The organism is Myxococcus sp. AS-1-15, from assembly GCF_020037055.1.
GTDB lineage: Bacteria > Myxococcota > Myxococcia > Myxococcales > Myxococcaceae > Myxococcus > Myxococcus fulvus.
Window position 1 is genome coordinate 207,834 of sequence record NZ_JAIQDF010000006.1, and the last position, 24,368, is coordinate 232,201.

Sequence of the window (24,368 nt, forward strand, 5' to 3'; positions counted from 1 at the left end):
AAGGAAGCCCGTCCCCGGGGCAGTTCAGCAACCGGGCGGGCTCACTGCCCGGTGAGCAGGCGACGCACTCTTTCCAAGCCCCTGAGAGCCGAGGTCCGGCCGGGGGTGCTGACTGGACCCACCACCGTGCGGTCCAACAGCTCGCGCGTCGCCCGGCGCAGGGGCGGCAGTGCGGCGGTGGCGTCGGCCGCGGCCTCCGGGAAGAGACGGGCGATGATGGACAGCGACGTGTACAGGGCGCGCTCCAGGCGCCAGTCGGCGGCCCGGGCGAGCAGCGCGGGCACATCCAAGGGACGCGAGTAGACACCACCCATCCACTTCGCGCCCGTGACGAGCTCGCGGAGGTCGATGAAGGACAGCCAGGGTACGTCGTACCCCTGACGCGCGTGCTCCAGGCAGACCAGGAGGACCGAATCCTCCAGGTCGGCCCGGTACATGGAGGGGCCGTAGACCTTCATGGGCTTGGCGCGCTCGATGATGCCGGCGGTCTGCTCGCGGCGCTGGGGACCCAGGATGTCGGAGTAGAGGTGGATGGCGGTGCGGCCGTCGGTGACGACCTTGGTGGCACCGCTGTGGGAGGTGTCCGCCTCCGGCTTGAACTCGTGGTTGGAGAGGAAGCCAGCGAAGCCGTCCACGTCCATGCGGCGCAGGAGCAGTTGCAGCTCGAGGACGGGGCGGAAGCCGATGTGCGGATAGAGCGCCTCGGCGAAGGCGGCCGAGCCCATGAGGACCAGCTTGCGCCCCTCCAGCTCGTCGACGACCTGCTTGAAGTTGACGAGCTTCATCACGTTGTCGTTGACGGAGCCCTGGTAGACGGAGAGCAGCCTGTCGCGGGCCCACTCGGGCGCGGCGCTGGCGCCCAGGCGGTACTCCAGGTTGTAGGCCGCCAGCGGCGCCAGGCCCTGGGCGATGGCCCAGTCCACGTACTCCTCCCAGGGCGCGCCCTTGAGGGCACCTCGCGGTGGGTCGAACGAGGCGAGGACGCGGAAGGTGTCGAGCAGGCTGAGCGGCATGGTGGCCCCCTTTAACGGGCCCACCGCATGCCCTGCAATCACTGCCTGCGCCCCTCGGGACGACGCCGTGGTGGACAGCGGACATCCGGCCCGTCCCCCAGGGCGAGCCCCCACCCGCTCACCTGTCGGGCGGGCCGCGCAGCAGGGTGTCCAGGCGCCGCAGGGCATAGCGGACCATCGCCCCGGGCTCGGGCGACAGCAGCAGCTTCGCCGCCATCCAGCGAGGCCGGCTGTGCACCAGCTCGGTGGCCACCAGCCGAGGCTCGGAGAAGAACCGCCGCCCCAGGCGCCTGCGCCACCCCGAGGGCGCGAGCGCCGCCAGGACGTCCTCCGGCACCGGCGCGCCCAGCAGCCGCCGAGCGACCTCCCAGCCGTGGAAGACGAGCTGGGGCAGCCCCGAGTCCCGAGCCCCCTCGATGACGCGGTCCCAGTCCAGGCCCCGCGCCGCCAGGAGCTTCAGGTCGAACAGCCAGGCCAGCCGCTGCAGCAGGTGGTGGCTGGCGTGGAGGGCCAGGTAGACGGCCTCGTCCTCGGGGCAAAGCCACCGCACCCGCTGGCCATCCACCGTCCCCTCCACCGCGCGCGCCAGCAGCGCGTCCCCCTCGAGCGCCCTGCCCCAGCCCGCCAGCGCGCGGAAGTGCAGCTCCACGAGCCCCGCCTTCCCCTCCAGCTCCAGGTGGTGCGAGTCCACGTCCGAGTGGCGCCCATCGCGCGACGGGCGCACCGTCAGCCCCAGGCTGGAGAGCTGGTGCACCGCCGTCGCCACCTCGGTGCGGGACACGAGCAGGTCCACGTCGCGCGTGGCGCGCTGGAGCGGGTCCGGGTACAGCCTCAGCGCCAGGCCGTAGCCCTTGAGCGACACGGGGACGATTCCCTCGCGGGACAGCGCCTCCAGGCTCTTGAGCAACAGCGCCTTGACCTGGAGCGAGCGGGCCGCGCCGGCGAGTGACTCCCGGCGCAGCAGCGCGCTCGACTCCGAGGGGAGCTGCCACCCGGCCTGTCCCACCGCGTGGGCTACGAACCCGGCGAGCCCGTGGCGGACGGCGCTCCGCACGAAGGCATCCGCCTCGGCGCCCTGGGGAGCGCGAATCTCCGGGGGCTCGGGCCAGGCGCGCAGCAGCCCGACGAGGGGGCTCGGGCCTGGGCGGGTCGTCATCGGCGCAGCGCGATGACGCGCCCGGGTTCAGCGTCCGCGACGGACAGGAACTTCACGGCGCGCTCGGCGATGGCATCCGCCACCAGCTCCAGCGCCAGCTCCTCGTCCCGGTCGATGGCGTCGCGGCCATCGCGCCAGACGAGCAGCAGCGAGCCGAGCACCTGGTCCTCGTCCTTCACCTCGAGCCTCCGCTCGAAGGGCAGCGACAGCCCCGCGGCGCGCTCGGTCTCGAAGACGATGCCCTCCACGAGCTCGTCGTGGGCCTGCTGGAAGCGCAGCTCCTGGCGAGACACGCCCAGCATGTCCGCCAGCGGGCGCACGGCGCTCCAGACCTCCTGCGGCGAGCGAGCCTCACGCACCGAGCCGATGACCTGCTTCACCACCGAGCGCAGCCGGAGGTTTCGCTGACGGCGCTGCTGCATGTCCCCGGCCCGTCCCAGGTCCAGGTAGCCCAGCTTGCGCATCATCACCGCGATGACCACGCCCATGCCGCACAGGAGCAGGGCGCTCTGCGCGCTGTTGGCGAAGTTCAGGCCCAGCGCGGTGAGCATGAACAGGCCGCACAGGGCATACAGCACCAGCACGGTGGAGCGGTGGCTGAGCACCATGCGGCTCATCACCCGGTGATGGATGTGCTCCTTGTCCGCGCTGAACAGGGGCCGGCCCAGCAGCGAGCGGCGAATCACCGCGAGCAGCGTGTCCATGATGGGCAGGCCCAGCGCCATGATGGGCACGAGCATGGCCACCGCGGTGCCGCTCTTGGTGCTCGTCTTGATGGAGACCGCCGCGAGCACGAAGCCCAGGAACATGCTGCCCGTGTCCCCCATGAAGATGGAGGCCGGGTTGAAGTTGAAGACGAGGAACCCGAGGATGGCCCCCGCGAGCGCCGCCATCAGCAGGCACAGCAGCACGTCGCCTCGCGACAGCGCGAGGATGAAGTTGGTGCTCACGCCGAAGAACGCCACGCCGCCCGCGAGCCCATCCAGCCCGTCGATGAGGTTGAGCGCGTTGACCACGCCCACCATCCACAGCACGGTGAAGGGCAGGCTCAGCGCGCCCAGGCTCAGCTCGGGGCCGAAGGGATTGGCGATGACCTCGATGCGGAAGCCCAGCGCATACAGGCCGAGCGCCACCGCGAACTGCACGCTGAACTTCAGCCGCGCGTTCGCGCCCCGCAGGTCGTCGTAGAGCCCCAGCGCGGCGATGACGCCACCGCCGACGAACAGGCCCATCACGAGGTCGGTGTGGGAGCGGAAGTTGTGCCCCACGCCCGAGTCCACCAGGAACAGCGCGCACAGGGGCGCGAAGAAGCCCGCGACGATTCCGATTCCCCCGAGCCGGGGAATGGGCCGCACGTGGACCTTGCGACTGGAATTGGCCTGGTCGAGCCAGCCCCACGCCAGGGCCTGGTTGCGCACGACGTACGTGAGCCCCAGGGCGACCATCAGCGAAACGAGGAAGGCAACGAAGAAGGTGATCATCGAGATGGGCCGCCTTCGTCATGCTGACGGTGAGCGTCACGGCGCGTCAATGAATGTCGTTGTGCGACACCCCGATGTCGCACGAGTCGTCCCTCGCCGAGCAACCATGCGGGCTGCGGCGTGTCATTGTTGACCTCGAACGGAACCGATTCCTCGTCGGCGGAGAATGCGAGAGGCCGGCCCTGCTGGCAGGCCCTTCGTCGTCCGCTGTTGACGCCTTCGCTTCGGGGGACACAATGCGCCCACCGCTTGCGCATGCCTCCCAGGACATCCATCCGCCTACAAGCCCACGGGCCACTGCCGCTGGGAGCAACCCGTTGAGTGGCGAGCTCGCGTCTCCGCGGCGCATGGATGGGCTGGATGTGCTGCGGGCCTTCGCCATCCTCGGCGTCCTGGTGTTCCATGCGCCCGCGGCGGTGCATGACGCCGTGCCGTACGCGGTGCGCTTCGCGTTCGCGCACGGGTGGATGGGCGTGGACCTGTTCTTCGTGCTCTCGGGCTACCTCGTGGGTCGGCAGGTCTTCGCCACGGAAGAGGGGCCCACGCTGGGTGCGCAGCTGCGCACCTTCTGGCTGAAGCGCTGGATGCGCACCCTGCCGCTGTACTTCGTGGTGCTCGCGCTCTACTCGCTCAAGCCGTGGCTGGTGGGCACGCCGTTCGTGGGAGGCGGCTGGCACTACGCCCTGTTCCTCCAGAACTTCGGCCACCCGCGCGACTTCGTGCAGAGCTGGTCCTTGTGCGTGGAGGAGCACTTCTACCTGGTGCTGCCGCTGCTCGCGTTCGCGCTGGGTGGGCGACGCTGGCCCGCCTGGGCGTGGCTGGGCTCGGTGGCGCTGAGCGTCGCGGCGCGCTGGCTCTTCTCGCGCGGCCTGCCGGCGGACGTCAGCATGTCGAGCCTGGACACGCTCGCGCCCTGGTCCACCGAGCTGCACCTGGACGGGCTGGGCATCGGCGTGTTCCTGGCGAAGACCGCGCCCACGTGGCGGAGCTGGTCGCCGCGAGGGCGGATGATGTGTGGCCTCTTGGGCGTGGGAGTGCTGGCGCTGACGGTGGGGCACCACGGCGCCATCGTGACGACGACGAACCACGTCTGGCTGTTCGCTGGACTGGCGATGGGCTTCGGCGGGGTGCTCGTGGGCCTCGAGTCGCTCCAGCTCCCCCGGGTTCCGCGTTGGGCCATCTATCAAATCGCGCTGCTGTCCTATGGCGCGTATCTCTGGCACGGGCTCGTGCTGCGAATAGTGGAGCGGCTGGACCTCCGCCTGGGCGCGTGGGGGCTGGACCTCCTCGCGTACCTCGCCCTGACGTTGGGCGTTTCGTGGGTGACCTACGTCGCGGTGGAGAAGCCGTGCCTCAAGCTGCGAGACTGGCTGTTGACCCGAGGGGCGCTCCCGCCCGGCGTCTTGTCTCCGTAGGAATGCCATGCAACGACTGAGGGATCACCTGACGCCGCTGAGCCAGCTCCGGTATCTCGCCTGGCGGGCGATGCCGCTGGGGCGTGAGGTGACGGTGAAGCTGCGCTCGGGAGAGAGGCTCTCCCTGAGGCCGCCTCCCGCCGAGGACCTTGCCACGGCGTACGAGATGTTCGTCGCGGAGGTCTACCGTCCCCCGTTCTCCGTGCGGACGGACACCACGCTGCGCATCGTCGATGTCGGAGCGAACTGCGGACACTCGCTGCTGTTCTGGGCGAAGCACTACCCGCGCGCGCACGTCGTCGCCTTCGAGCCGCACCCCGTCCATCTGGCGATGCTGGAGCGCAACCTGGCGCTCAACGCGCTGACGCCGCGAGTGTCCCTGCACCGAGCGGCGGCGGGTGTGAGCGCGGGTGAGGTGGGCCTGCTCGACGCGGAGAGCGCGTCCACCATCGTGGATGCGAGCGAGGGCCGCTCGCTGCGCGTGCCGCTGGTCGACTTCTTCGAGGCCATCGGCGACGAGCCCATCGACCTGCTCAAGATGGACATCGAGGGAGGGGAGTACGCGCTGCTGGAGGACCCTCGGTTCGCGCGCCTGAAGATCCGCACGCTCATCATGGAGTGGCATCGCACCCGGGAGCGGCCGGACGGCAAGGTCTGGTGCGAGCAGCGGCTCGCGGCGCTGGGCTACGAAGTCACGCAAGGCATCTGGAGCAGCGAGGTGAACGGGCTGCTCTGGGCGCGTCCTCGTGAGGCCGAGGCGCGTCCATGAGTTCGCCGGGCGCGACGGTGGTCATCCCCACGTACAACGGAGCCCGGCGCGTGGAGGCGCCGCTGCAGGCCCTGGTCGAGCAGCAGGCGCCGAGCGGGTGCTTCGAGGTGGTGGTGGTGGACAACAACTCCTCGGACGGCACGGCGCGCGTGGTGGAGGAGAGCGCGTCCGTCGCGGAGCTGCGTCGCCGGGGCGTGGACGTGCGCGTGGTCCCCGAGCCTCGCCAGGGGTTGCTCTTCGCGCGCCTGTGCGGAATCCACAACGCGCGGCGCGAGGTCATCTGCTTCCTGGATGACGACAACATCCCCGAGCCGAACTTCATCGCCGACGGGCTGGCGCACTTCGAGGACGCGGGCGTCGGCATGGTGGTGTCGCGCATCTATCCCCGGTACGAGACGCCGCCTCCGCCGAGCATCTCGCGGCGCGAGCACCTGCTGGCCATCAACCACCGGATGGGGGATGCGCTCATCGACTTCGGAGCGGAGGCGACGCTCGCGCCGACGATTGGCGCGGGCTTGTGGATGCGCCGCTCGGCGATATTGGACGCGGTCCCCTGGCGGACGCCGGAGCGGCTCATGCCGGGCCGGCTGGGGAAGCTGATGGTGAGTGGGGAGGACATCGAGCTCGGGTACCTGCTGGGCAAGGCGGGGCATCGTCGCATCTACGGGCCCACGCTGAAGGTGTGGCACGTCATCCCGAGCACCCGCTTCGAGACGCGCTACTTCATCCGGCTCATCATGGGCGTGGTGCGCAGCGAGAAGACGCTCGAGGCGCGCTACCTGGGGCGACGCATGGGAGCGCTGTCCCGGCTGAAGGAGTGCGCGCGGCTGGTGGGAGCGGGACTCGCGAGTCCGGCGCTGGCGCTCCGGGGAGACTCGGTGCGCGAGGTGTTGTTCGTGCTGGCGAGCCGCTGGGCGCAGGTGCAGGGCCCGTATGCGCAACTGCACGAGTCGCGCTGATTGACGCTCATGGCGCTCCGGTCACGTCGCACCTTGGGTGAGTGTCTCGAAGGCCGGGGGAACAACCTGGACTTCCTGCGCTTCGCCGCGGCCACGGGCGTCATCGTCAGCCATGCGTTCCCATTGGGCGAAGGCGCCGCGAAGGCTCCCGAGCCATTGATGGACTTCACGCGCGGACAGCTCTCGCTCGGGCTGGTCTGTGTGGCGGTGTTCCTGGTCATCAGCGGCGTGCTCATCACACGGAGCTGGGAGCGCAGGCCCGACGTTCGAGCGTACCTCCTGGCGCGCACGCTGCGAATCTTCCCCGGGCTCGCGGTGTCGCTGTTACTGACTGTCTTCGTGCTCGGCGCCGTGTTCACCGCGTCCCCGCTGGCGGAGTACTTCACGTCGAAGGACACGTACACGTTCATCCTGCGCAACTTCACCCTGGTGGAGCCGCAGTGGATGTTGCCCGGGGTGTTCGAGGGGAACGTGTACCCAGGAGCCGTCAACGGCTCGCTGTGGACGCTGAAGTACGAGGTGGGCTTCTACCTGCTCGTGCTGGGCCTGGGCGTCACGGGGTTGTTGCGCAAGGAATTGGCGCTGGTCGGGTGGTGTGTCACGGCGGGGTTGTCGCTGCTGCACATCGGGCGGCTGGGGTTCTGGCCGAACCTGGGGCTCGCCTTCGGGGGCGGGCTGGTGCTCTATCTCTGGCGCGAGCGCGTGAGAATGAGCCCGTGGATCGCCGCGGGCTGTGTGCTGGTGCTCGTGGCCACGTCACTGCTGGGCAAGGGGCTGTCCATCGCCATGGGCTCCTGTGGCGCGTACCTGGTGGTCTACCTCGCATTCCTCCCGAGCCGGCTCGCGAGCTTCGGGCGCTACGGGGACTTCTCGTACGGGCTCTACATCTACGCGTTTCCGGTGCAGCAGGCGGTGGCGGCGCTGATGAACGGCGCCACGCCGTGGTGGTTGAACGCAACCCTGGCGTTCCTCCCCACGCTCCTGCTCGCCGTCTTGTCCTGGCGACTCGTCGAGCACCCCTGCATCCGGCTCAAACCCGTGAAGCCCCACGTGGAGCCTCGGGTTCAATCAAGGCCGGTCTAACCCAGCCATCGCCCCAACAGCATCACGCCCACGGTGAAGACCATCGAGGCCGCGCCGCATCCCAGGAACCAGAGTATCGAGTAGAGCTGGAAGCGCGGACGCCGAACCGGGCCCGTCACGAAAACCACATACTCCACCCAGTCGCTGCGCTTCTGCGGCCATTGGCCCGTGACCGCGACCGCGGCCAAGACACGCATCCCCAAGATTCCCATCAGACCGATTGCAGTCCCGCCAGAGAACGCAAGAAAGGTCACCAGGGTTCTGGCATCCATTTCGCCTCACACTCTTGCGTCATCGGTCTTCACGGCCAACCGTATGTCCGCTGGCCGTAGAGCATCACCGCGATGATGAACCCGAACGCGAGGGCCCCGCACACGAAGAACCACGCGATGCCTAACAACTGGAAGCGGCGAGACTTGATGCCCCCGAGCAGGAGCATGAACTGCCCCCACTCCCGCCACCCCAGGGGTAATCGCCCCATGACGGCGGCCCCTACAAACACGCGCATCCCCAGAATCCCAATCAATCCGAGCAGCACCCCGCCTGAAAGAGCGACCGTCGAGAAGGCGTCCTTGGTGTACACGGTCCCCTCGCGTCGAGCGTTCACGCGGACTGTCCACGTGACATGATTCTGCCCGGCGCAGCGGAGCAGTGTCCACACACCCGCGGCGCTCTCGTCGGACCTGTGCCGCTCGACCCAAGAACGAGTGGCACGGACTACGTCACGTCAGGCTCGACCAGCAGCGCCGCGCCAATCGCGCCTGAGAGCTCACCCAGTTCCGCAACCAGCACCGGCGGCTGTCGCTCCGTCATGAAGACATGGGGGCTCATGGCCTCGTGAATCAGCCCGGCGTATTTGGCGCCCAGGCGTGAGCCCAATCCTCCGCCCAGGATGACGGCCTCCACGTCCAGCAGGTTGATGGCCGACGCGATTCCGACACCCAGCATGTGCACCGCGCGCTCGATGAGCTTCGTGGCCAGCGCGTCCTCCTCCTCCAACGCCTTCTTCCAGATGCTGCTCGTCAACCGAGTGCGCTGCTTCTTGCGCATCAGCTCGAACAACTGCGTCTTCTCGCCCTTCTCCTCCGCTTTACGCGCGTCACGCTCCAGGTTTCCGCGTCCGGCGTACGCCTCCATGCAACCCCGCCGGCCACATCCACACCGCGCCCCTCCGGGCTTCACCACCATGTGGCCAATCTCTCCGGCCGCCCCTCGGCCTCGCCAGGGAACACCGTCCAACACCAATCCTCCCCCCACCCCAGTGCCCCACCACACCCCCAGCACCGAGCGATAGGGACGCCCCGCCCCCAGCCGATACTCCGCCGCCACCGCCACCTGGACGTCGTTGCCCAACACCACCTCACCTCGGGTCAGCTCGGACAGACTCCCCGCCAGCGGAAACGGAGCCGTCCATCCACGCCCCACGTTGCTCACCCGCGCCAGCGTCCCCGCGTTCGCATCCACCGCCCCAGGCGCCCCCACGCCGACGCCTCCCAATCGCGTCAGCCGCAGCCCCGCCGTCTGCACCGCGTCCTCCAGCGCGCCGTACATCTCGCGCACCACGTCCTCCGGCTCGCCCTGCGTGGGCGTCGGATGCCTCGCGTGACCTATCGGCTTGCCGTGCCCGTCGATGACCACGGCTTCGATCTTCGTCCCGCCCAGGTCGATGCCTCCCCACACCTTCCCGCGTCGCGGAGTTCGCGACCTGCGAGACGCCACCGTCCTCTTCGAGCGGACCCGATCCATGTCCAGCCTCCGAGCAAGGGCCACACAAACGTCCCTCGGAAGATGCGCAGACCTCGCTCCGTCCGGCAGCCCGTAGGGCCGCCTGCTGTGGAGAGACTCAAGACGGACAAGGCCCTGGCCGCTCGGCCGGACTCAGCGACGGCGCACGACGTGCGCCAGCCGCCTCACCGCCACCTTGGGCAGGAACCCCAACAGATAGCGCCACCGGGGAACCTCCCGATGGAACGGCAGCCCCCGCCAGTACAAGTCCAGCGCGAGGTCCATCCGCTGGTGGTCCACCATCACGTGTGACACGTGCCGCGTGGCGTACAGCAACATCTCCAGCCGCTCGCGCCTGCGCTCAGGGCCTCCGGGATAGCGGCCCAGTCGCTCCTGCATCAACTGGTACGCCATGCCCTGATGCGCCGCCTCCAGCATCGTCGACTCGGAGCCGTGGTGCTGGCGATAGCCCACCATCACCGGCGAGCGCACCCACGCGAAGCCCCGCTCCGTCCCCAACCGGAACAGCAGGTCGTAGTCCTCCGCGACGATGCGCAGCGGCGTGAAGCCCTCCACCTTTCGCAGCGCCTCCGTCCGCACCGCCAGCACACAGGCCGTGCGCGGCGTCCGGTCCAGGGCGCTCGCCAGATAGTCCGCGAACGGTGACGCGCGCACGGGCTCACGGACCACCCGCGCCAGCTCCGACTCGTCACGGAAGGTCACCGACGTGCCCATCACCACCGTCGGACTCCCGTGCTCCTCGATCACCTGCCGATACGACGACAGCGTCCACGGGAACCACAGGTCGTCACTGTCCAGGAACACCACGTACTCGCCCCGGGCCGCCTCGATGCCCCGGTTGCGCGCGACTCCCGGTCCCGCGTTCACCTGCTGGAGCACCCTCACGCGCTCGCCCAGCCGCGACAGGACCTCCAGCGTGTCGTCCGTGGAGCCGTCGTCCACGACGAGCACCTCGTAGTCCCGCTCCTCCTGCGCGAACACCGACGCCAGCGTCCGCTCCAACAGCCGTGCCCGGTTGTACGTGGGGATGACGATGGAGAAGAAGGGCATGTCCTCAGACCCGCGTCCGCAGCCCCATCTCGGAGATGCGCAGGAACGTGGCGAGCTGCCGCCGATACTCCCTCAACTCCATGCGCCCTCGCAGCAACGTCTGCGTCAGCACCAGCGAGTTGTACGGCAGCGTCCCCACCAAGATGGCGCGCAGCATCCACTCGCGCATCCGACCGTGATGCTTGCGGAAGTACGCCACCCGCGTGCGCCACAGCTCCACGCGCACCTTGTCCGGACCCGTGGCCGAGGGACGGAACGAGCGGCTCGTCAGGTGCGTAATCACCGCCTCGGGACAGAAGGCCACCTCCCAGCCCGCCTTCCACGCCCGGACACACCAGTCCGTGTCCTCCGTGTTCCCCAGGGGCGACATTGCCTCGTCGAGCAGCCCCACCTCCGCCAGCGTCTCCTCGCGCACCACGATGCACGCGCCGAGTACCCAGTTCACTCGGGCCTCCTCGTGCCCGTACTGCGCCGGGTCGATGTCCTTGCGTTTCAAGAAGTGCAACGGACGCGGCAGGAACACCAGGTCGAACAACTGCCCCGACAACGACATCGGCCGGAAGGTGCAGTTCTGGATGGTGCCATCCGCGTTCAACAGCCGCGCGCCCGCCATCCCCACCCGCGGGTTCTCATCCATGAACCGCACGAGCGAGTCGAACGCCCCCTCGTGCACGATGGTGTCGTCATTGAAGATGCAGAAGTAGCGCCCCGAGGCCTGCCGCAGCACCTGGTTGTGATTGGCGGAGAACCCCTTGCGCGCGGTGTTGAAGAGCCAGCGCACCTGCGGGAAGTCGCGCCGCATCGCCTCCACGCCCCGTCCATCCGTGGCGTTGTCCACCACCCACACCTCGAAGGTGCACTCGCGCGTCGTCGCGTACAGCGTCCGCAGGCAGTCGTGCAGCAGCTCCGGGTTGCTGTGGTTGACGATGGAGATGATCAGGTCGGGCTTCGACATCGAATGCCTCACGTCCTTCATGACGCCGGGCTCGCCGGCGCGGACCGGGCCGCGCGTCGCGCCCGGACGAACTCGATGATGTCTCGCACCTCGCCCACCATGGAGCGCAGCCCCGGGAGCCACTCACGCGCGAGGACGAGCAACAGGAACGACACCCCGCCCACGCCCCACCGCGCCCAATCTCCCTCAGGGCCCCATTTCAGCGCCACCAGCGCGGACACCGCCAGCAGGAGCCCCACCGAGACCAGCGGCTCCACCACCTGCCACATCAACCCTCGCAGCCCCGGGTTCAGGTGCGACACCCGCCACGCCGTCACCCCGACCTCGAGCATCGACACCACCAGGCCCACTGGGCCGATTCCCTCCAGCCCCCAGCGATGGATGGCCCAGGTGCCGAGACTCCACTTCGCCACGCCGATGCCCACCACCACCGCGAAGCGCTCCCAGGGCCGACCACCCGCGTTCTGCGCCGTGGCCAACAGCCCCGTGAGCGTGATGAGCAGACACTCCAGCGTGAACCACTGCACCAGCGGCACCGCGGCAATCCAGCGCTGACCGAAGAACAGCGGCACCAACACCGGCATCCCCAGCACCGCTACCGGCAACGTCAGGAGCAGCGCCGCGGACAGTCGTCGCAACGAGGTCTTCAGGTACTCCGCGAACCCGCTCGGGTCATCCTGCATCCGGCAGTACGCGGGGAAGGCCACACGGTTGAGGACCACGCTCAGCATCATCGGCGTGGAGGCGAGCGCCCAGGCCCAGTTCACCAACCCCACCACGTCCTTGCCCAGCACCTGCCCCACCACCAAGGGCACCCAGCCCGCGACCAGCGCCGCCACCAGCGGAGGCAGTTGGAACGCCAGCCCGTATCCCAACAGCCGCTTCAACACGTCCCGCTGGAAAGTCCCGCTCGGACGCCACGGGGACGCCCACGCGATGCAGACCAGCCCCACCGCGCCTCGGACGAGCGAGCCCACCACCAAGGCCCAGGCCCCCATCCCCGCCGCCGCCAGGGCCAGGGTGGCGGCCACCTGCGCCACGTTCTCCACCAGCTCCGCTCGCGCGATGGTCGGGAACGCGAGCTTCCGCTCCAACGCCATCAACGGAATCACGCGCAGCGAGGACAGGAACAACCCCAGCGCCATGGCCCACACCATGGGCACGGCTTCCGCGCCCAGCGCGTAGCCCTCGGTGAGCACGGGTGCCATCGCGCACACCGCGGCTACGATGACGGCGGTGAGGGCCTGGTGGCTCCAGAAGATGGTGAAGGTCTCGTCCTGGGTGGGCTCGTGTGACTGACGCACCAGCGCGGCGCTCAGCCCCAGGTCGCCCAGGAACACACCCAGCGAGCTGGCGTAGGCGACGATGCCGAACAAGCCGTAGTCCGAGGGGAACAGCAGCCGGGAGAGCGCCAGCGCGCTGATGACCCGCAGGCCCTGCGAGGCCACGGTGCGCAGCACGAGGACGACCATGCCCTTCAGGGCACGGGCCTTGACCTCGCCGGTGTCCACCTGGGGTGCCGCGGTCGCATTCATCGCAATGGGGGGCTGTCTGCTTCCGGGCCGCGGTGAGAAGGCCGGCCTGCGTGGACGGCACCCACCCGCGCTCGAGGCTCGAATGAGGGCTCGATGCTAGCGAGGCACCTCTCCCCTCACAAGCGACACGCGCGTGTGCGGCGTGGGTCGCCAGAGGACCAGGGCCCGCTCGGTCGCCCGGGTGCCTCACTCGTGGTTGCCACCCAGGAAGGCGCGAGGCTACGGTCCGCCCGCCATGTCACCGAGCCCATCCCTCTTCCAGTTCCTCAAGCGCGAGGTCCTCGTCGCCGAGCACGAGGTGTTCCACCGCACGCTGCGAGAGACGCTCGTGGGCACCTGCGACAGCGTGCTCGACATCGGCTGTGGCTCGGGCTCTCCCCTGAAGCACATCTCCCGCGAGTTCTCGCGCACCGTCGGCGTCGATGGCTACACCGCGAGCATCGAGCGCAGCCGCGCCGCGGGCATCCATCAGGAGTACCACCAACTGGACCTGCTCCAGGTGGGGCAGCACTTCGCGCCCAAGAGCTTCGACGCGGTCATCGCGCTCGACGTCATCGAGCACTTCGACAAGCCCGAGGGCTATCGGCTGCTGGAGATGATGGAGTCGCTCGCACGCAAGCGCGTCGTCATCTTCACGCCCAACGGCTTCCTCCCGCAGGACGAGTGGGACAACAACGTGCACCAGGTGCACCGCTCGGGTTGGGAGGTCTATGACTTCGAGCTGCGCGGCTACCGTGTCACCGGCATGAGCGGCTTGAAGCCCCTGCGCGGAGACTTCGCGCTGCCGCGCATCCGGCCCGCGCGCCTGGGCAGCCGCCTGTCCATCCTCACCGAGCCGCTGGCGACGCGTGTTCCCCAGCTCGCCTTCCAGCTCTTCGCCGTCCGCGACATGGAGGCCTCCTGAGCCGTGGAGGCCCCCACGTGGCATCTGCTCACGGGTGAGTATCCGCCCCAGCCCGGCGGCGTCAGTGACTACACGGCCCTCGTCGCCCGGGGGCTCGCGCTCCGAGGTCAGCGGGTCCACGTCTGGGCTCCCGGTGACACGGGCACGCTCGACGAGCAGGGCGTCACGGTCCACCGCATCCCCGGGATCTTCACTCCACCGGGCCTGGTCCGGCTGACGCGTGAGCTGGACCGGTGTCCCGGACCTCGGCGGTTGCTGCTCCAGTACGTGCCGCATGCCTTCGGGATGAAGGCGATGAACGTGCCATTCTGCGCCTGGTTCTCCTCGCGGGTGCGGGACGAGCGCTGGGTGTTCTTCCACGAGATTGTCTACCCGTGGAGTCTGGCTTCGCCCGTGCGGCACCAGGTGCTCGCGGGCGTCACCCGTGTGATGGCGCGACTGGTGGCCCGGGACGCTCGGCGCATGTTCGTCTCCATTCCCACCTGGGCGGACCATCTGCCCTCCGCGCTTCGCGGACGCGCGGAATGGAGACCGGTTCCCAGCACGCTGCCCACGGAGGTGCCCGAGGACCTCGTGCGCGCGGTGCGCGAGGAGTTGGACGCGGGCCTCTGGCTGGGCCACTTCGGAACCTATGGAGCCGCGATTCGCGGGCCGCTCGAGACGGTGCTCGTGTCGCTGCTGCGCGCGGACGAGCGGCGGCGGTTCCTGCTGTTGGGCCGAGGCAGTCGTCACGTCGCGCGGGAGCTGGGCGAGCAACATCCCGGGCTCACCGCGCGAATCGTCGCGCGCGAGGACCTCGCGCCTTTGGAGCTTGCGGCCCATCTGTCCGCGATGGACGCGTTGATCCAGCCCTACCCGGATGGGGTCAGCACCCGACGCACGTCCGCCATGGCGGGACTTGCGCTGGGCCGCGCGCTCGTCACGCAGACGGGACTCCTGACGGAGCCGCTCTGGCGTGAGTCGCACGCCGTCGCCCTTGCGGGTGACACGAGCCCCGGTGCGATGATTGAAGTCGCCGAACGGCTCCTCGCTCGGCCGGAGGAACCCGTGGCGCTCGGTGAGCGCGCGGCTCGGCTGTATCGGGAGCGCTTCGCGCTGGAGCACACCGTGGAGACGCTCCTCTCGGATATCGGGAGTCGCTCGTGAAGACGTCACTCGAGCTCGCGGTGCTGATGGACCCTCGTGAGGAGGGCTGGCACAGCATGGACCTGGTGGGCGAGGCGCTCCTGGAGGAGCTCGCTGCACACCCTTCCGAAGTCTCCGCGCATGCGCTTCGTCCCCCCATCCCCTCCGTGGCGCGACGGATGCCGGGAGTGGGCGCGCGGAACGCCGCGTTCAATGTGGACCGGCTGCTGACCCGCTTCGGTCTCTACCCGGCTCGGGCGCTGCTCTCGCGGCCCTGGTTCGACGCCTTCCATGTCGTGGACCACAGCTATGCCCAGCTCGTCCACGCGCTCCCGGCTTCGCGCACGGGGGTCTACTGTCATGACCTGGATGCGTTCCGCTCCATCGTGGAGCCGCACCGTGAGCAACGGCCCGCGTGGTTCCGGCTCCTGGCGCGAGCGCAGCTCCATGGACTCGAGCGCGCCGCCATCGTCTTCCACAACTCCCAGGCCGTTCGTGACGAGCTCCTCGCCCACGGACTCGTCGACCCCGCGCGCCTGGTCTGGGCGCCTCTCGGAACCTCGCCGGAGTACAGGCCCGAGCCCGTTCCCGGCGACCAGAGCGAACAGGTGCTCGCGTCCCTCGAGGGCCGTCCGTACCTGTTGCACGTCGGGAGCGCGATTCCGCGCAAGCGACTGGATGTCCTCTTCGAATTGTTCGCCGCGCTGCGTGCACGGCATCCAGACCTGCGGCTCGTTCAGCAAGGTGGCGCGCTGAATGCGGCGCAGCGAGAGCAGGTCGCTCGTCTGGGGCTCGGCGATGCGCTCGTGCAGCCCCCCTTCCAGCCTCGCGCCACGCTCGCGGGACTGTACCGACACGCCCAGGCCGTGCTCATCACGAGCGAGGCCGAGGGCTTCGGCCTGCCCCTCATCGAGGCCCTCGCCTGCGGCGTCCCAGTGGTGGCGAGTGACTTGCCCGTGCTGCGCGAAGTGGGCGCGGACACGTGTCTCTACTGCCCTGTCGGCGACCTCGCTGCGTGGACGATGACCGTTGACGCACTTCTCTCGGGGAAGCTGTCCCCGCCTCCACTAGACGCCCGCCTCGCTCGCGCTTCGCGCTTCACGTGGAAGGCTCACGGTCGAACCATCCTGGACGCGTATCAGCACCTCTTGCGCTGAAACCGACACACGGCTCACAGCGTGACGTGGTGCTCGATGAACGCGCCCGCGTGAATCTCCAGCGAGCCGCTGTACGTCGTCGCGGCATCCCGGCCCCGCACCTCCAGCCGATGGATGCCCTCGGGCAGCTCGAGCACGTAGCGCTCCCCGTGACTCTTCCCGTTCACGAGCACCTCCCTCAGCGGAGGCCCGCTCACCCTGAGCACCACGGTGCCCGTCCCTGGCGCCTCGCTCACCAGCGCCGGAGTCGACTGGCGACGCATGGAGGCCGCTCGCGCCTGTGACAGGAACGCCCAGCCTCCGACCACCAGCACCAGCGCCAGCGCTCCGCCCATCCACCACTTGCGCGAACGCCGAGGACGCACCGTGCGGTGGTCCAACGCCGTCTGCTCCAGCAACATCGTGGGCGCTTCCACATTCGTGCGCTGGTCCGAATCCGCAGCCGGGGCGCGACGCTCAGGCACCCTCGCCCGCCGCACCTTCGCCTTGGGAGGCGCCTGCAACGGCGCCATGGAGAGCCGCGTGGCCCCTTCCGAGAAGCTCGCGAGGATGCCCTTCAGCTCCCGACGCACCGCCTCCGCCGACGCGGGCCGCGCCGAGGGAGCCTTCTCCAAGAGCCGCGCCACCAGCGCCGCCAGCGAGGCATTCACCTCCCGATAACGCGACACGGGCGGCGGCGGCGTGCGGACATGCTGCAGCACGATACCCATCGCCGACTCCCCCTCGAAGGGAAGCCGCTTCGTGAGCATCTCGAAGGCCATCACCCCCACCGCGTACAGGTCCGTCTGCGGACTCACCTGCTGACCACAGGCCTGCTCCGGCGCGATGTACTCCGGCGTCCCCACCAACGCGTTGGCGTGCGTCTGCGGCGTGCTCCCGTACGGCGCCTCGCTGCGCTTGGCGATGCCGAAGTCGAGCACCTTCACCGACTCCGAGCCATCCCCCTCACGCACCAGGAACACGTTGCCGGGCTTGAGGTCGCGGTGGATGACGCCCACGCCGTGCGCCGCGCCCAGCGCGCTCAACAGCGCATCGAGAATGCGGATGACCTCCACCTCCAGCATCGGCGCGCGCTGGAGCAGCACCTCGTCCAACGGCGCACCGTCCAGGTACTCCATCACCAGGTACTGGCCCACGTCGGGGATGGTGCCGAAGCCGAAGATGTCGATGATGCCGCGATGACGGATGGCCGCCGCCGAGCGCGCCTCCGTGGCCAGGTCCCTGGCGCGACCGCCCTCGACGTAGTCCGGGCGGATCACCTTCACGGCCACCCGGCGACCGATGACGGCGTGCTCGCCCTCGTAGACGATGCCCATGCCGCCATGGCCGATGCGGCGCTTGATGAGGTAGTCGCCCACCTTCGTGCCCACGAGCACGTCGCGGGTGACGGAGTCCTCCCACGTCATGTCGCCCGCGGGAGCCTTCGCCACCAGCGGGCGCACGACCTCCGTGCGCGTCTGCCGGCCTCGCTTGAACGTGGCCTCATCCGTGTCGTCACGCGACTCGGAGCGATACGCCCCCGCGCCAGCGGCGACACCCGCACGAAAGACCTCGCGCGGGCACACCGTCACTCCCGGCCTGTGGTTCGCACCACAGCGAGGACATTTACGCGCAGGACTCATCGTCGCTCGCATCATGGCTCGGCAAGCAGGCCGGAAGCCATCTCACCCGCGGGTCTCCCAACGGCTCGGAAAACACTTTTCTGGATTCACTTCTCTGGCTTGATTTCATTTCCAAGACATCGCGGCATCCCCATGAGTCCTTGACGGACTGTGACCCAGGGGTGCGGTCCCGCACGACTTCATGAACCCTCATTGACGCCCTCGAAGGGCTCTGCTTCGGTCCATCACGCGTGCGCGTCCTCTTCCTCAATCCTGTAGGTATTGTCGGCGGCGCGGAGCGCGCGTTGCTCGATTTGATGTCCTGCCTGCGCGAGCTGGACGCGGGGCTGTCGCTCCACCTGTTCTCGGGGACAGAGGGGCCGCTGCTGGAGCAGGCCCGTCGGCTGGGCGTGGACGCGCGCTGCCTGCCACTGCCCGAGCGCCTGTCGAGCCTGGGGGACAGCGCGCTGCGCGGACAGAACCTGGGAGATACGCTGCGCTTCGCAAGCAAGCTGCTCCCGGTGCCCGCCCTGCTCGCGAGCCACGGACACGTGCTGCGACGCGAGGTCTCTCGCCTGCGCCCGGACCTCATCCACTCCAACGGCATCAAGTCCCACCTGCTGAGTGCCGTCACCGCGGGCCTGCCGCTCCGGCGCGTCTGGCACGTCCACGACTTCCTCGGTGAGCGTCCCCTGGTGCGACGTGCGATGGGCGCCCTCGCACCACTGGCCTCGGCGGCCATCGCCAACTCGCGAGCCGTGGGAGACGACACCCGTGAGGTGCTCCCCAAGGTGCCCGTGCAGGTCGTCTACAACGGCGTGGACGTGAGCCGCTTCGCGCCGGACACGGGAGACACCGCCGACCTGGACGCGCTCGCGGGCCTGCCTCCCGCCCCGGTGGGGACGTCGCGCGTGGGACTCGTCGCCACCTATGCACGCTGGAAGGGCCAGGACCTCTTCCTGGAGGCCGCCGAGGCGCTGACGCGCGTGGAGCCGTCGCTGCCCGTGCGCTTCTACGTGGTCGGCTCGCCGCTGTACCAGACGGCGGGCTCGCAGTTCACCGAGGACGAGCTGCGTCGCCTCATCGCGCGGCGCAACCTCACCGGACGCGTCGGGCTGGTGCCCTTCCAGCCCGACTCCGCGCCCGTCTACCGCGCGCTGGACGTCTTCGTACACGCCAGCACGCGGCGCGAGCCCTTCGGTCTCACCATCGCGGAGGCCCTGGCCTGTGCCCGCCCCTCCATCGTCTCGCGCGCGAGCGGCGCGGCCGAGGCGCTCACCGATGGCGTGGATGCGCTCACGCTGGCGCCGAACGATGCCCATGCCCTGGCGGAGGCGCTGCGTCGGCTGCTGACGGATGCGTCCCTGCGTGCCCGGTTGGGCACCGCGGCCCGGAGCACCGCCGTGGAGCGCTTCTCCCGCCAGCGCTACGCCCGCGAGATTCTCGCCGTGTACCGCTCGCTGCTGGGCGGACAGCCCGCCTCTCGCGCGGGTTGACCACCCTGGGGGGCTCTGGTTTCGTCCGCCGCTCACTGGAGCTTCCGTGCAGCGGCCTCGCAGACTCGTCACCGTCTCGCACTCGTACGTCGTCACCCTCAACCGGCGCCTCGCCAATGAGATGGCCCGCGTCGGAGGCGGCGCTTGGGACGTCACCGCCGTCGCGCCTCGCTTCTTCCACGGTGACCTGCGCCCCATCCACCTCCAGCCGGACTCCGACGAGCCCGCGAAGGTGGAGGGAGTGCGAGCCTTCCTCAGCCGCTCACCCCACGCATTCGTCTACGGCCCCGAGCTGCGCGAGCACCTGCGGCGCGGCGTGGACCTGGTCCATGCCTGGGAGGAGCCCTTCGTCCTCGCGGGGCTCGAGGTGGCCCTGCTCACCCCGCGCCGCGTGCCCCTCGTCTTCAGCACCTTCCAGAACCTCTCCAAGCGCTACCCGCCGCCCTTCGCACAGACGGAGCGCTTCGTCGTCGGGCGCAGCACCGGGTGGGTCGCGGGCGGCCAGACGGTGAAGGACAACCTGCTCGGCCGACCGGGCTATGCCGCGCGCCGCTCCTGCATCATCCCCATGGGCGTGGACACGGAGCTGTTCCGACCGGACCGCGCCTCGGGCGAGGCCGTGCGACGCGAACTCGGGTGGAGCGCGGACGGTCCTCCCGTCATCGGCTACCTGGGGCGCTTCGTCCCCGAGAAGGGCGTGTCGCTGCTGATGCGCGTGCTGGAGCAGCTCCGCACACCCTGGCGCGCGCTGTTCGCCGGAGGCGGCCCCATGGAGGCGGAGCTGCGCGCCTGGGCCGCGCGTCACGAGGACCGCGTGCGCGTCCTCACCGGCGTGCCCCACGAGGGCGTGCCGCGCGTGCTCAACGCCATGGATGTGCTCTGCGGCCCGAGCCAGACCATGCCTCGGTGGAAGGAGCAGTTCGGCCGCATGCTCGCGGAGGCCTTCGCGTGCGGCGTGCCCGTGCTCGCGAGCACCTCCGGCGAAATCCCCCACACCGTGGGCGACGCGGGACGGCTGCTGCCGGAGGCGGATGACTCCGCGTGGGCTCGCGCGCTCTCGGACGTGCTGGAGAGCCCCGAGCTCCGACGCGAGCTGTCCTCACGCGGCCGCGAGTGGGCCGTGCGGCGCTTCTCCTGGCCCGTCGTCGCTCGCGCGCACCTGGACTTCTTCGAGGCGCTGCTCGAGCGACGCTGAGGCGTTCAGCCCTCGCGCTCCATCACCTGGACGATGCCGGCGGCCATGTCATCCCACGTCCACGCGCGCAGCCGCTCCGAGAAGGCCGCCACGTGGGGCGCCCACGCCGCCTCGTGCTCGCGCCATGACTCCAGCGCGCGCACCAGCCCGTCCACGTCATCAGGGTCATCCAGGAGCAGGCCGTCGAGCTCCGCCGGATAGCGCTCGGCCACGCCCGCCGAGCGGCTCACCAGCGCGGGCAGTCCCGAGCACAGCGCCTCGTGGACGCCCAGCCCGTAGGCCTCGTACCGCGTCGGGGACACCAGCAGGTCCGCCGCGGACAGCAGCGCGGGCACATCCCGTCGGAAGCCGAGGAACTCGATGCGCCGCTCCAGCCCTCGCGTGCGCGCCTCCTGCTCCCAGGCCTCGCGCTGCGCGCCCACGCCCACCACCTTCAGGTCCACGCCCCAGTCACCGTGCGCGTGCAGCCGCGCCCACGCGTGGAACAGGGAGTCGAAGCCCTTGCGACGGTCTCCCAGCGCGCCCACGAAGAGCGCCACGCGCCGCTCCTCCGGCCAGCCCAGCTCCGCGCGCGCCGCGCGTCGGGCCTCGGGCGACACCGGATGGAAGCGCTCCGAGTCGTTGCCGTAATAGACGACGTGCACCCGCGCCTCGGGAACCCCCGTGGCCGCCACCAGGTCCGCGCGTGTCCGCTTCGAGTTGGCCAGGATGACGTTCGAGCGCCACAGCGCCTTGCGCTCCTCGCTCACGAAGCGCGCGTGCCCCACCCGGCCCTTCACCTGACGCAGCACGCCGCCGACGTGCTCCGAGACATAGGCCCCATGCACGTAGTGCACCCAGTTGGCGCCAGGCACGACGCAGTTGCCGCCGTTGGCCAGCACCCGACCGCCCTCGGCGCGCGTGCGCAGCGCCCACGCCTTGCCCATCGCGGCCAGCAGCGGCTCGCCGAGCAGATAGGAGTTCGCGGGCTTGGGCACCTTCACGAAGCGCACGTTGGGGAAGCCGAGCAGCTCGTCCGCCACGCGGTGGGCCACCAGCCGCACGGGACCGCCCTGCTTCGCCAGCCAGTGCGCGAGCGCCAGGTTGGCGCGGTCCATTCCACCCGTGGCGACGAAATCACCGGCGATGAGCGTGTAGGGTCTTCGCATGCGTCCAGGCGCCGAAGAGCGCCGCGTTGAGCAACCAGAACTCCATGCCCACCTGGCTCATGAAGAACGGATAGCTGAAGGTCAGGGCCAGCGCGCCCAGGTTGTAGGCGAAGATGACGCTTCCCCACAGCCAGAACTCGTCGCCGGAGTCCTGGCGCCGCCGGGCCATCTGGAGCACCCACGCCATCGTCGCCAGGAGCGCCAGGGGGTAGAGCACCACCACCACGATGCCGCCGTCGTAGACCCACGCCGTCCACTGGATTTCGGCCCACAGGGGCGGCTGCGCCGGGTCGGAGTTGTCCCCGAAGTACGCGTTGGCCATGCCGTAGCGCCCCAGGCCCGCGCCCAGCGGATACTCCGGGAGGAAGTACTCGAAGGTGCCCTCGAGGAAGCGGCCCCGGTTGCTGTGATAGACCTCCTCCGGCTTCGCCTCGAACAGGCTGTCCCAGCGCTTCTGCACCGCGTCGCCACCCACGGCCACGGCCCAGCCGAAGGCGAACACGCTCGCCATTCCCACCACCGCCATCAGCTTCGCCAGCCGCGCCACGCGGCCGGTGAGCACGAGCATGCCCGCCATCGCCGCCAGACAGACGCCCAGCGTCAGCGCAATCGCGCGCACCTGGCACAGGTAGAGACAGAGCAGCCCCACCAGGATGCCCACGACGCTCAGCGCGCGCGACAGGCCCTTGCGCGAGGACAGGAGGAAGCCGCTGCCGAGCAGCACCGCGTAGAAGCCTCCCGTCGCCGCGCCGCCCGGCATGTCCGTCAGGCCCATGGGGCGGAAGACGCGCGCGCCGCTGGCGGTCTCGAACTCCAGGCTGCGCAGGTAGGAATCGCCCTGCGCCTGCACCGCGGCCGACATCGCCGGCTGGAAGCGGCCCGGGAAGTAGACCTGGAGCACCCCCACCGAGGCGCTGGCCGTGTTGAAGAGGAACAACAGCGTGAGGGTGAGCCGGAAGACGCGCGAGTCGATGGACAGCCGCGTCACCCAGAACAGCGGCGCGATGATGGACAACTGGATGCCCAGTTGCACCACGCCGGCCATCGGGCTGACGGTGCCCGGGTGGAAGAAGTTGAGCGTGGTGATGGCCAGCGAGCCCACCACGAAGGGCACCGCCGGATGTCTCGCCCCGCGTCCGGGGACGAGCACCAGCAGCGCCAGGCTCAACCCGAACGCCAGGATGCGCACCAGCACCCGCAGCGGCGCGATGGCCTCCACCAGCAGCGCGAGCTGACACGCGACGAGCACGCCGATGAACAGCGGCACCAGCCGGCTCGAGGACAAGAAGCCCGTGCGAGGCGCCGCGGGCGGGGCCTCCTTCGTTGGCGCCTGTGCTTGCCGTGGCGTCGCCACCTCCAGGGGCGCGCCCGGCGCGCGGCGCACGTACCTGCGCCCGAGCACACCAGGCCCCTGGAGCTGAGGCCGGGAGGACGGACGTGGCGCGCTCACGCCCCGACTCCCGACACGGCCACGCGCAGGTCCTCGTCCAGGCCGCGCAAGAAGACCTCCGGCGCACAGAGCGCCGCCGCGCGAGCGGGCCCACCCGCGCCCAGCTTGCGCCGCGCCTCCGCGTCCACCACCAGTCGCAGGAGCGCGGAGGACAGCGCGCCGGCCTCGGGCGCGACGAGCCGACCACACGTCTCGTCCACGATTTCCAGCGGCCCGCCCTGCGCCGTCGTCACCACGGGCAGCCCCGCCTGGAGCGCCTCCACGAAGGCCAGGCCGAAGGGCTCCGGCGACGTGTTGGGCTGGCAGTGCACGTCCGCCGCGCGCATCAACCGGGGCACGTCCGCACGCTGCCCCAGGAAGCGCACCCGTCCCTCCAAGCCGAGCGCTCGCGTCTGCGCGACCAATCCCTCCAGGTAGCGCGACTCCTCCTCGCGCTGAGCGCCCCCCGCCACCCACAGTCGCCAGCCACGCGCCTCGCGCATGCGGCCCAGGGCCTCGAGCAGCAGCCGGTGTCCCTTCCACGCCTCCATCCGGCAGGCCTGGAGGATGACCACGTCATCGTCACTGGCGCCGAGTTCGGCTCGCAGCGCCGCGCGCTCCGAGGGCTCCGGAACCCGCGCTGGTGCCTGCACCAGGGGATGGCGCACCCGATGCGGAGCCCGGGGATACACGCTGCCAAGTGAACGGGCGGAGTACGCGCTGTTGGCGAGCACCAGGTCCGGCGAGGTGACACCGGCCCAGCGCTCCACCCAGTGCGCACCCGTCAAGGCATCGTGCTGGTAGAAGACCAACGGCACACCGGCCGCGCGCGCCACGGGACCGAACACCGCCTGCGGCCACGCCGCGTGGCAGACGACCACCGCGTACCCGCCGGTCCTCAGCAACGCGCCCAGCGCCCGCCGTGCGCGCCACACCGTCCAGGGCCGCGCCACCCGCACGCTCCCCAAGAGGTGGACCGCGGCGCCCGCCTCGCGCAGCTCCGTCGACAGCCGCCCCTCGAAGCACAGCGCATACTCATGCGCCGTGCCCTCCGCGTGGCGCGAGGACGCCCGCGCCAGCGCGACGAGGAAGGACTCGATGCCTCCGTAGAGGTTGCCGCTGTAGACGTGCAGCGCGCGCATGCGGGCGTC

The 24,368-nt window shown here is 70.0% G+C and carries 22 protein-coding genes; 9 read left to right on the top strand and 13 right to left on the bottom strand.

The window, feature by feature from the left end; all coding sequences use genetic code 11:
- Window positions 1–41: 41 nt before the first annotated feature.
- From K8625_RS18795 to K8625_RS18805, 3 genes are all read right to left on the bottom strand, one after another.
- On the bottom strand, window positions 42–1,013 hold the full coding sequence (locus K8625_RS18795; RefSeq protein ID WP_223783459.1) for a nucleotidyltransferase family protein: 972 nt from the start codon (window positions 1,011–1,013) through the stop codon (window positions 42–44).
- 118 nt (window positions 1,014–1,131) lie between these two features.
- The gene (locus tag K8625_RS18800) at window positions 1,132–2,169 is read right to left on the bottom strand and encodes a nucleotidyltransferase family protein (protein ID WP_223783460.1); all 1,038 of its coding nucleotides are present in this window, start codon (window positions 2,167–2,169) and stop codon (window positions 1,132–1,134) included.
- Window positions 2,166–3,650: an MraY family glycosyltransferase gene (locus K8625_RS18805; RefSeq protein WP_223783461.1), complete on the bottom strand. Its 1,485-nt coding sequence runs from the start codon at window positions 3,648–3,650 to the stop codon at window positions 2,166–2,168. The genes K8625_RS18800 and K8625_RS18805 overlap by 4 nt, the downstream gene beginning before the upstream one ends.
- Window positions 3,651–3,967: 317 nt before the next feature.
- Here K8625_RS18805 and K8625_RS18810 point away from each other — a divergent pair, with 317 nt between their 5' ends.
- The 4 genes from K8625_RS18810 to K8625_RS18825 are packed head-to-tail and all read left to right on the top strand — an operon-like array spanning window position 3,968 to window position 7,876.
- Window positions 3,968–5,065, top strand: coding sequence for an acyltransferase (locus K8625_RS18810; RefSeq protein ID WP_223783462.1), 1,098 nt, complete (start codon window positions 3,968–3,970; stop codon window positions 5,063–5,065).
- 7 nt (window positions 5,066–5,072) lie between these two features.
- Window positions 5,073–5,834 (top strand): FkbM family methyltransferase, encoded by a 762-nt coding sequence (locus K8625_RS18815; RefSeq protein ID WP_223783463.1) that lies wholly within the window; start codon window positions 5,073–5,075, stop codon window positions 5,832–5,834.
- Window positions 5,831–6,793 (top strand): glycosyltransferase, encoded by a 963-nt coding sequence (locus K8625_RS18820; protein WP_223783464.1) that lies wholly within the window; start codon window positions 5,831–5,833, stop codon window positions 6,791–6,793. The genes K8625_RS18815 and K8625_RS18820 overlap by 4 nt, the downstream gene beginning before the upstream one ends.
- 9 nt (window positions 6,794–6,802) lie before the next feature.
- Window positions 6,803–7,876 carry an acyltransferase gene (locus K8625_RS18825; protein WP_223783465.1) on the top strand — a complete coding sequence of 358 codons (1,074 nt, stop codon included), beginning with the start codon at window positions 6,803–6,805 and terminating at the stop codon, window positions 7,874–7,876.
- Here the strand turns inward: K8625_RS18825 and K8625_RS43775 are convergent.
- From K8625_RS43775 to K8625_RS18850, 6 genes are all read right to left on the bottom strand, one after another.
- A complete protein-coding gene (locus K8625_RS43775) occupies window positions 7,873–7,995 on the bottom strand; it encodes a hypothetical protein (RefSeq protein WP_255665753.1) in 123 nt (40 codons plus the stop codon). The genes K8625_RS18825 and K8625_RS43775 overlap by 4 nt on opposite strands.
- A 182-nt stretch (window positions 7,996–8,177) precedes the next feature.
- Window positions 8,178–8,459, bottom strand: a complete 282-nt coding sequence (locus K8625_RS18830; protein ID WP_223783466.1) for a hypothetical protein — start codon at window positions 8,457–8,459, stop codon at window positions 8,178–8,180.
- A 134-nt stretch (window positions 8,460–8,593) separates the two neighbouring features.
- Window positions 8,594–9,622 (bottom strand): ROK family protein, encoded by a 1,029-nt coding sequence (locus K8625_RS18835; protein WP_223783467.1) that lies wholly within the window; start codon window positions 9,620–9,622, stop codon window positions 8,594–8,596.
- Window positions 9,623–9,754: 132 nt separating this feature from the next.
- Window positions 9,755–10,672: a glycosyltransferase family A protein gene (locus tag K8625_RS18840; protein WP_223783468.1), complete on the bottom strand. Its 918-nt coding sequence runs from the start codon at window positions 10,670–10,672 to the stop codon at window positions 9,755–9,757.
- Window positions 10,673–10,676: 4 nt separating this feature from the next.
- Window positions 10,677–11,627, bottom strand: coding sequence for a glycosyltransferase family 2 protein (locus K8625_RS18845; protein ID WP_223783469.1), 951 nt, complete (start codon window positions 11,625–11,627; stop codon window positions 10,677–10,679).
- Between the two features lie 17 nt (window positions 11,628–11,644).
- Entirely contained in the window at window positions 11,645–13,162 is a 1,518-nt protein-coding gene (locus tag K8625_RS18850) for an oligosaccharide flippase family protein (protein WP_223783470.1), read from the bottom strand.
- 235 nt (window positions 13,163–13,397) lie between these two features.
- Here K8625_RS18850 and K8625_RS18855 point away from each other — a divergent pair, with 235 nt between their 5' ends.
- The 3 genes from K8625_RS18855 to K8625_RS18865 are packed head-to-tail and all read left to right on the top strand — an operon-like array spanning window position 13,398 to window position 16,348.
- A complete protein-coding gene (locus K8625_RS18855) occupies window positions 13,398–14,066 on the top strand; it encodes a bifunctional 2-polyprenyl-6-hydroxyphenol methylase/3-demethylubiquinol 3-O-methyltransferase UbiG (protein ID WP_141323392.1) in 669 nt (222 codons plus the stop codon).
- A gap of 3 nt (window positions 14,067–14,069) precedes the next feature.
- Window positions 14,070–15,212: a glycosyltransferase gene (locus K8625_RS18860; RefSeq protein WP_223783471.1), complete on the top strand. Its 1,143-nt coding sequence runs from the start codon at window positions 14,070–14,072 to the stop codon at window positions 15,210–15,212.
- A 26-nt stretch (window positions 15,213–15,238) separates the two neighbouring features.
- On the top strand, window positions 15,239–16,348 hold the full coding sequence (locus K8625_RS18865; RefSeq protein WP_223783614.1) for a glycosyltransferase family 1 protein: 1,110 nt from the start codon (window positions 15,239–15,241) through the stop codon (window positions 16,346–16,348).
- Window positions 16,349–16,362: 14 nt separating this feature from the next.
- Here K8625_RS18865 and K8625_RS18870 read toward each other — a convergent pair whose 3' ends face one another.
- Window positions 16,363–17,913, bottom strand: coding sequence for a serine/threonine-protein kinase (locus K8625_RS18870; RefSeq protein WP_223783472.1), 1,551 nt, complete (start codon window positions 17,911–17,913; stop codon window positions 16,363–16,365).
- Window positions 17,914–18,200: 287 nt separating this feature from the next.
- On the opposite strand from K8625_RS18870, the gene K8625_RS18875 reads away from it, so the two are divergent.
- Together K8625_RS18875 and K8625_RS18880 are read left to right on the top strand one after the other, a co-directional pair.
- Window positions 18,201–19,445: a glycosyltransferase family 4 protein gene (locus K8625_RS18875; protein WP_223783473.1), complete on the top strand. Its 1,245-nt coding sequence runs from the start codon at window positions 18,201–18,203 to the stop codon at window positions 19,443–19,445.
- A 46-nt stretch (window positions 19,446–19,491) separates the two neighbouring features.
- A complete protein-coding gene (locus tag K8625_RS18880; protein WP_223783474.1) occupies window positions 19,492–20,640 on the top strand; it encodes a glycosyltransferase family 4 protein in 1,149 nt (382 codons plus the stop codon).
- A 5-nt stretch (window positions 20,641–20,645) separates the two neighbouring features.
- On the opposite strand, the gene K8625_RS18885 is transcribed toward K8625_RS18880, so the two are convergent.
- From K8625_RS18885 to K8625_RS18895, 3 genes are read right to left on the bottom strand one after another with little or no spacing between them, the layout of a single operon-like run.
- Window positions 20,646–21,788, bottom strand: coding sequence for a glycosyltransferase family 4 protein (locus tag K8625_RS18885; protein WP_223783475.1), 1,143 nt, complete (start codon window positions 21,786–21,788; stop codon window positions 20,646–20,648).
- Window positions 21,757–23,238, bottom strand: a complete 1,482-nt coding sequence (locus K8625_RS18890) for an O-antigen ligase (protein ID WP_223746116.1) — start codon at window positions 23,236–23,238, stop codon at window positions 21,757–21,759. The genes K8625_RS18885 and K8625_RS18890 overlap by 32 nt, the downstream gene beginning before the upstream one ends.
- The gene (locus K8625_RS18895; RefSeq protein WP_223783476.1) at window positions 23,235–24,359 is read right to left on the bottom strand and encodes a glycosyltransferase; all 1,125 of its coding nucleotides are present in this window, start codon (window positions 24,357–24,359) and stop codon (window positions 23,235–23,237) included. Before K8625_RS18895 ends, K8625_RS18890 begins: the two co-directional genes overlap by 4 nt.
- Between the last annotated feature and the right edge of the window lie 9 nt (window positions 24,360–24,368).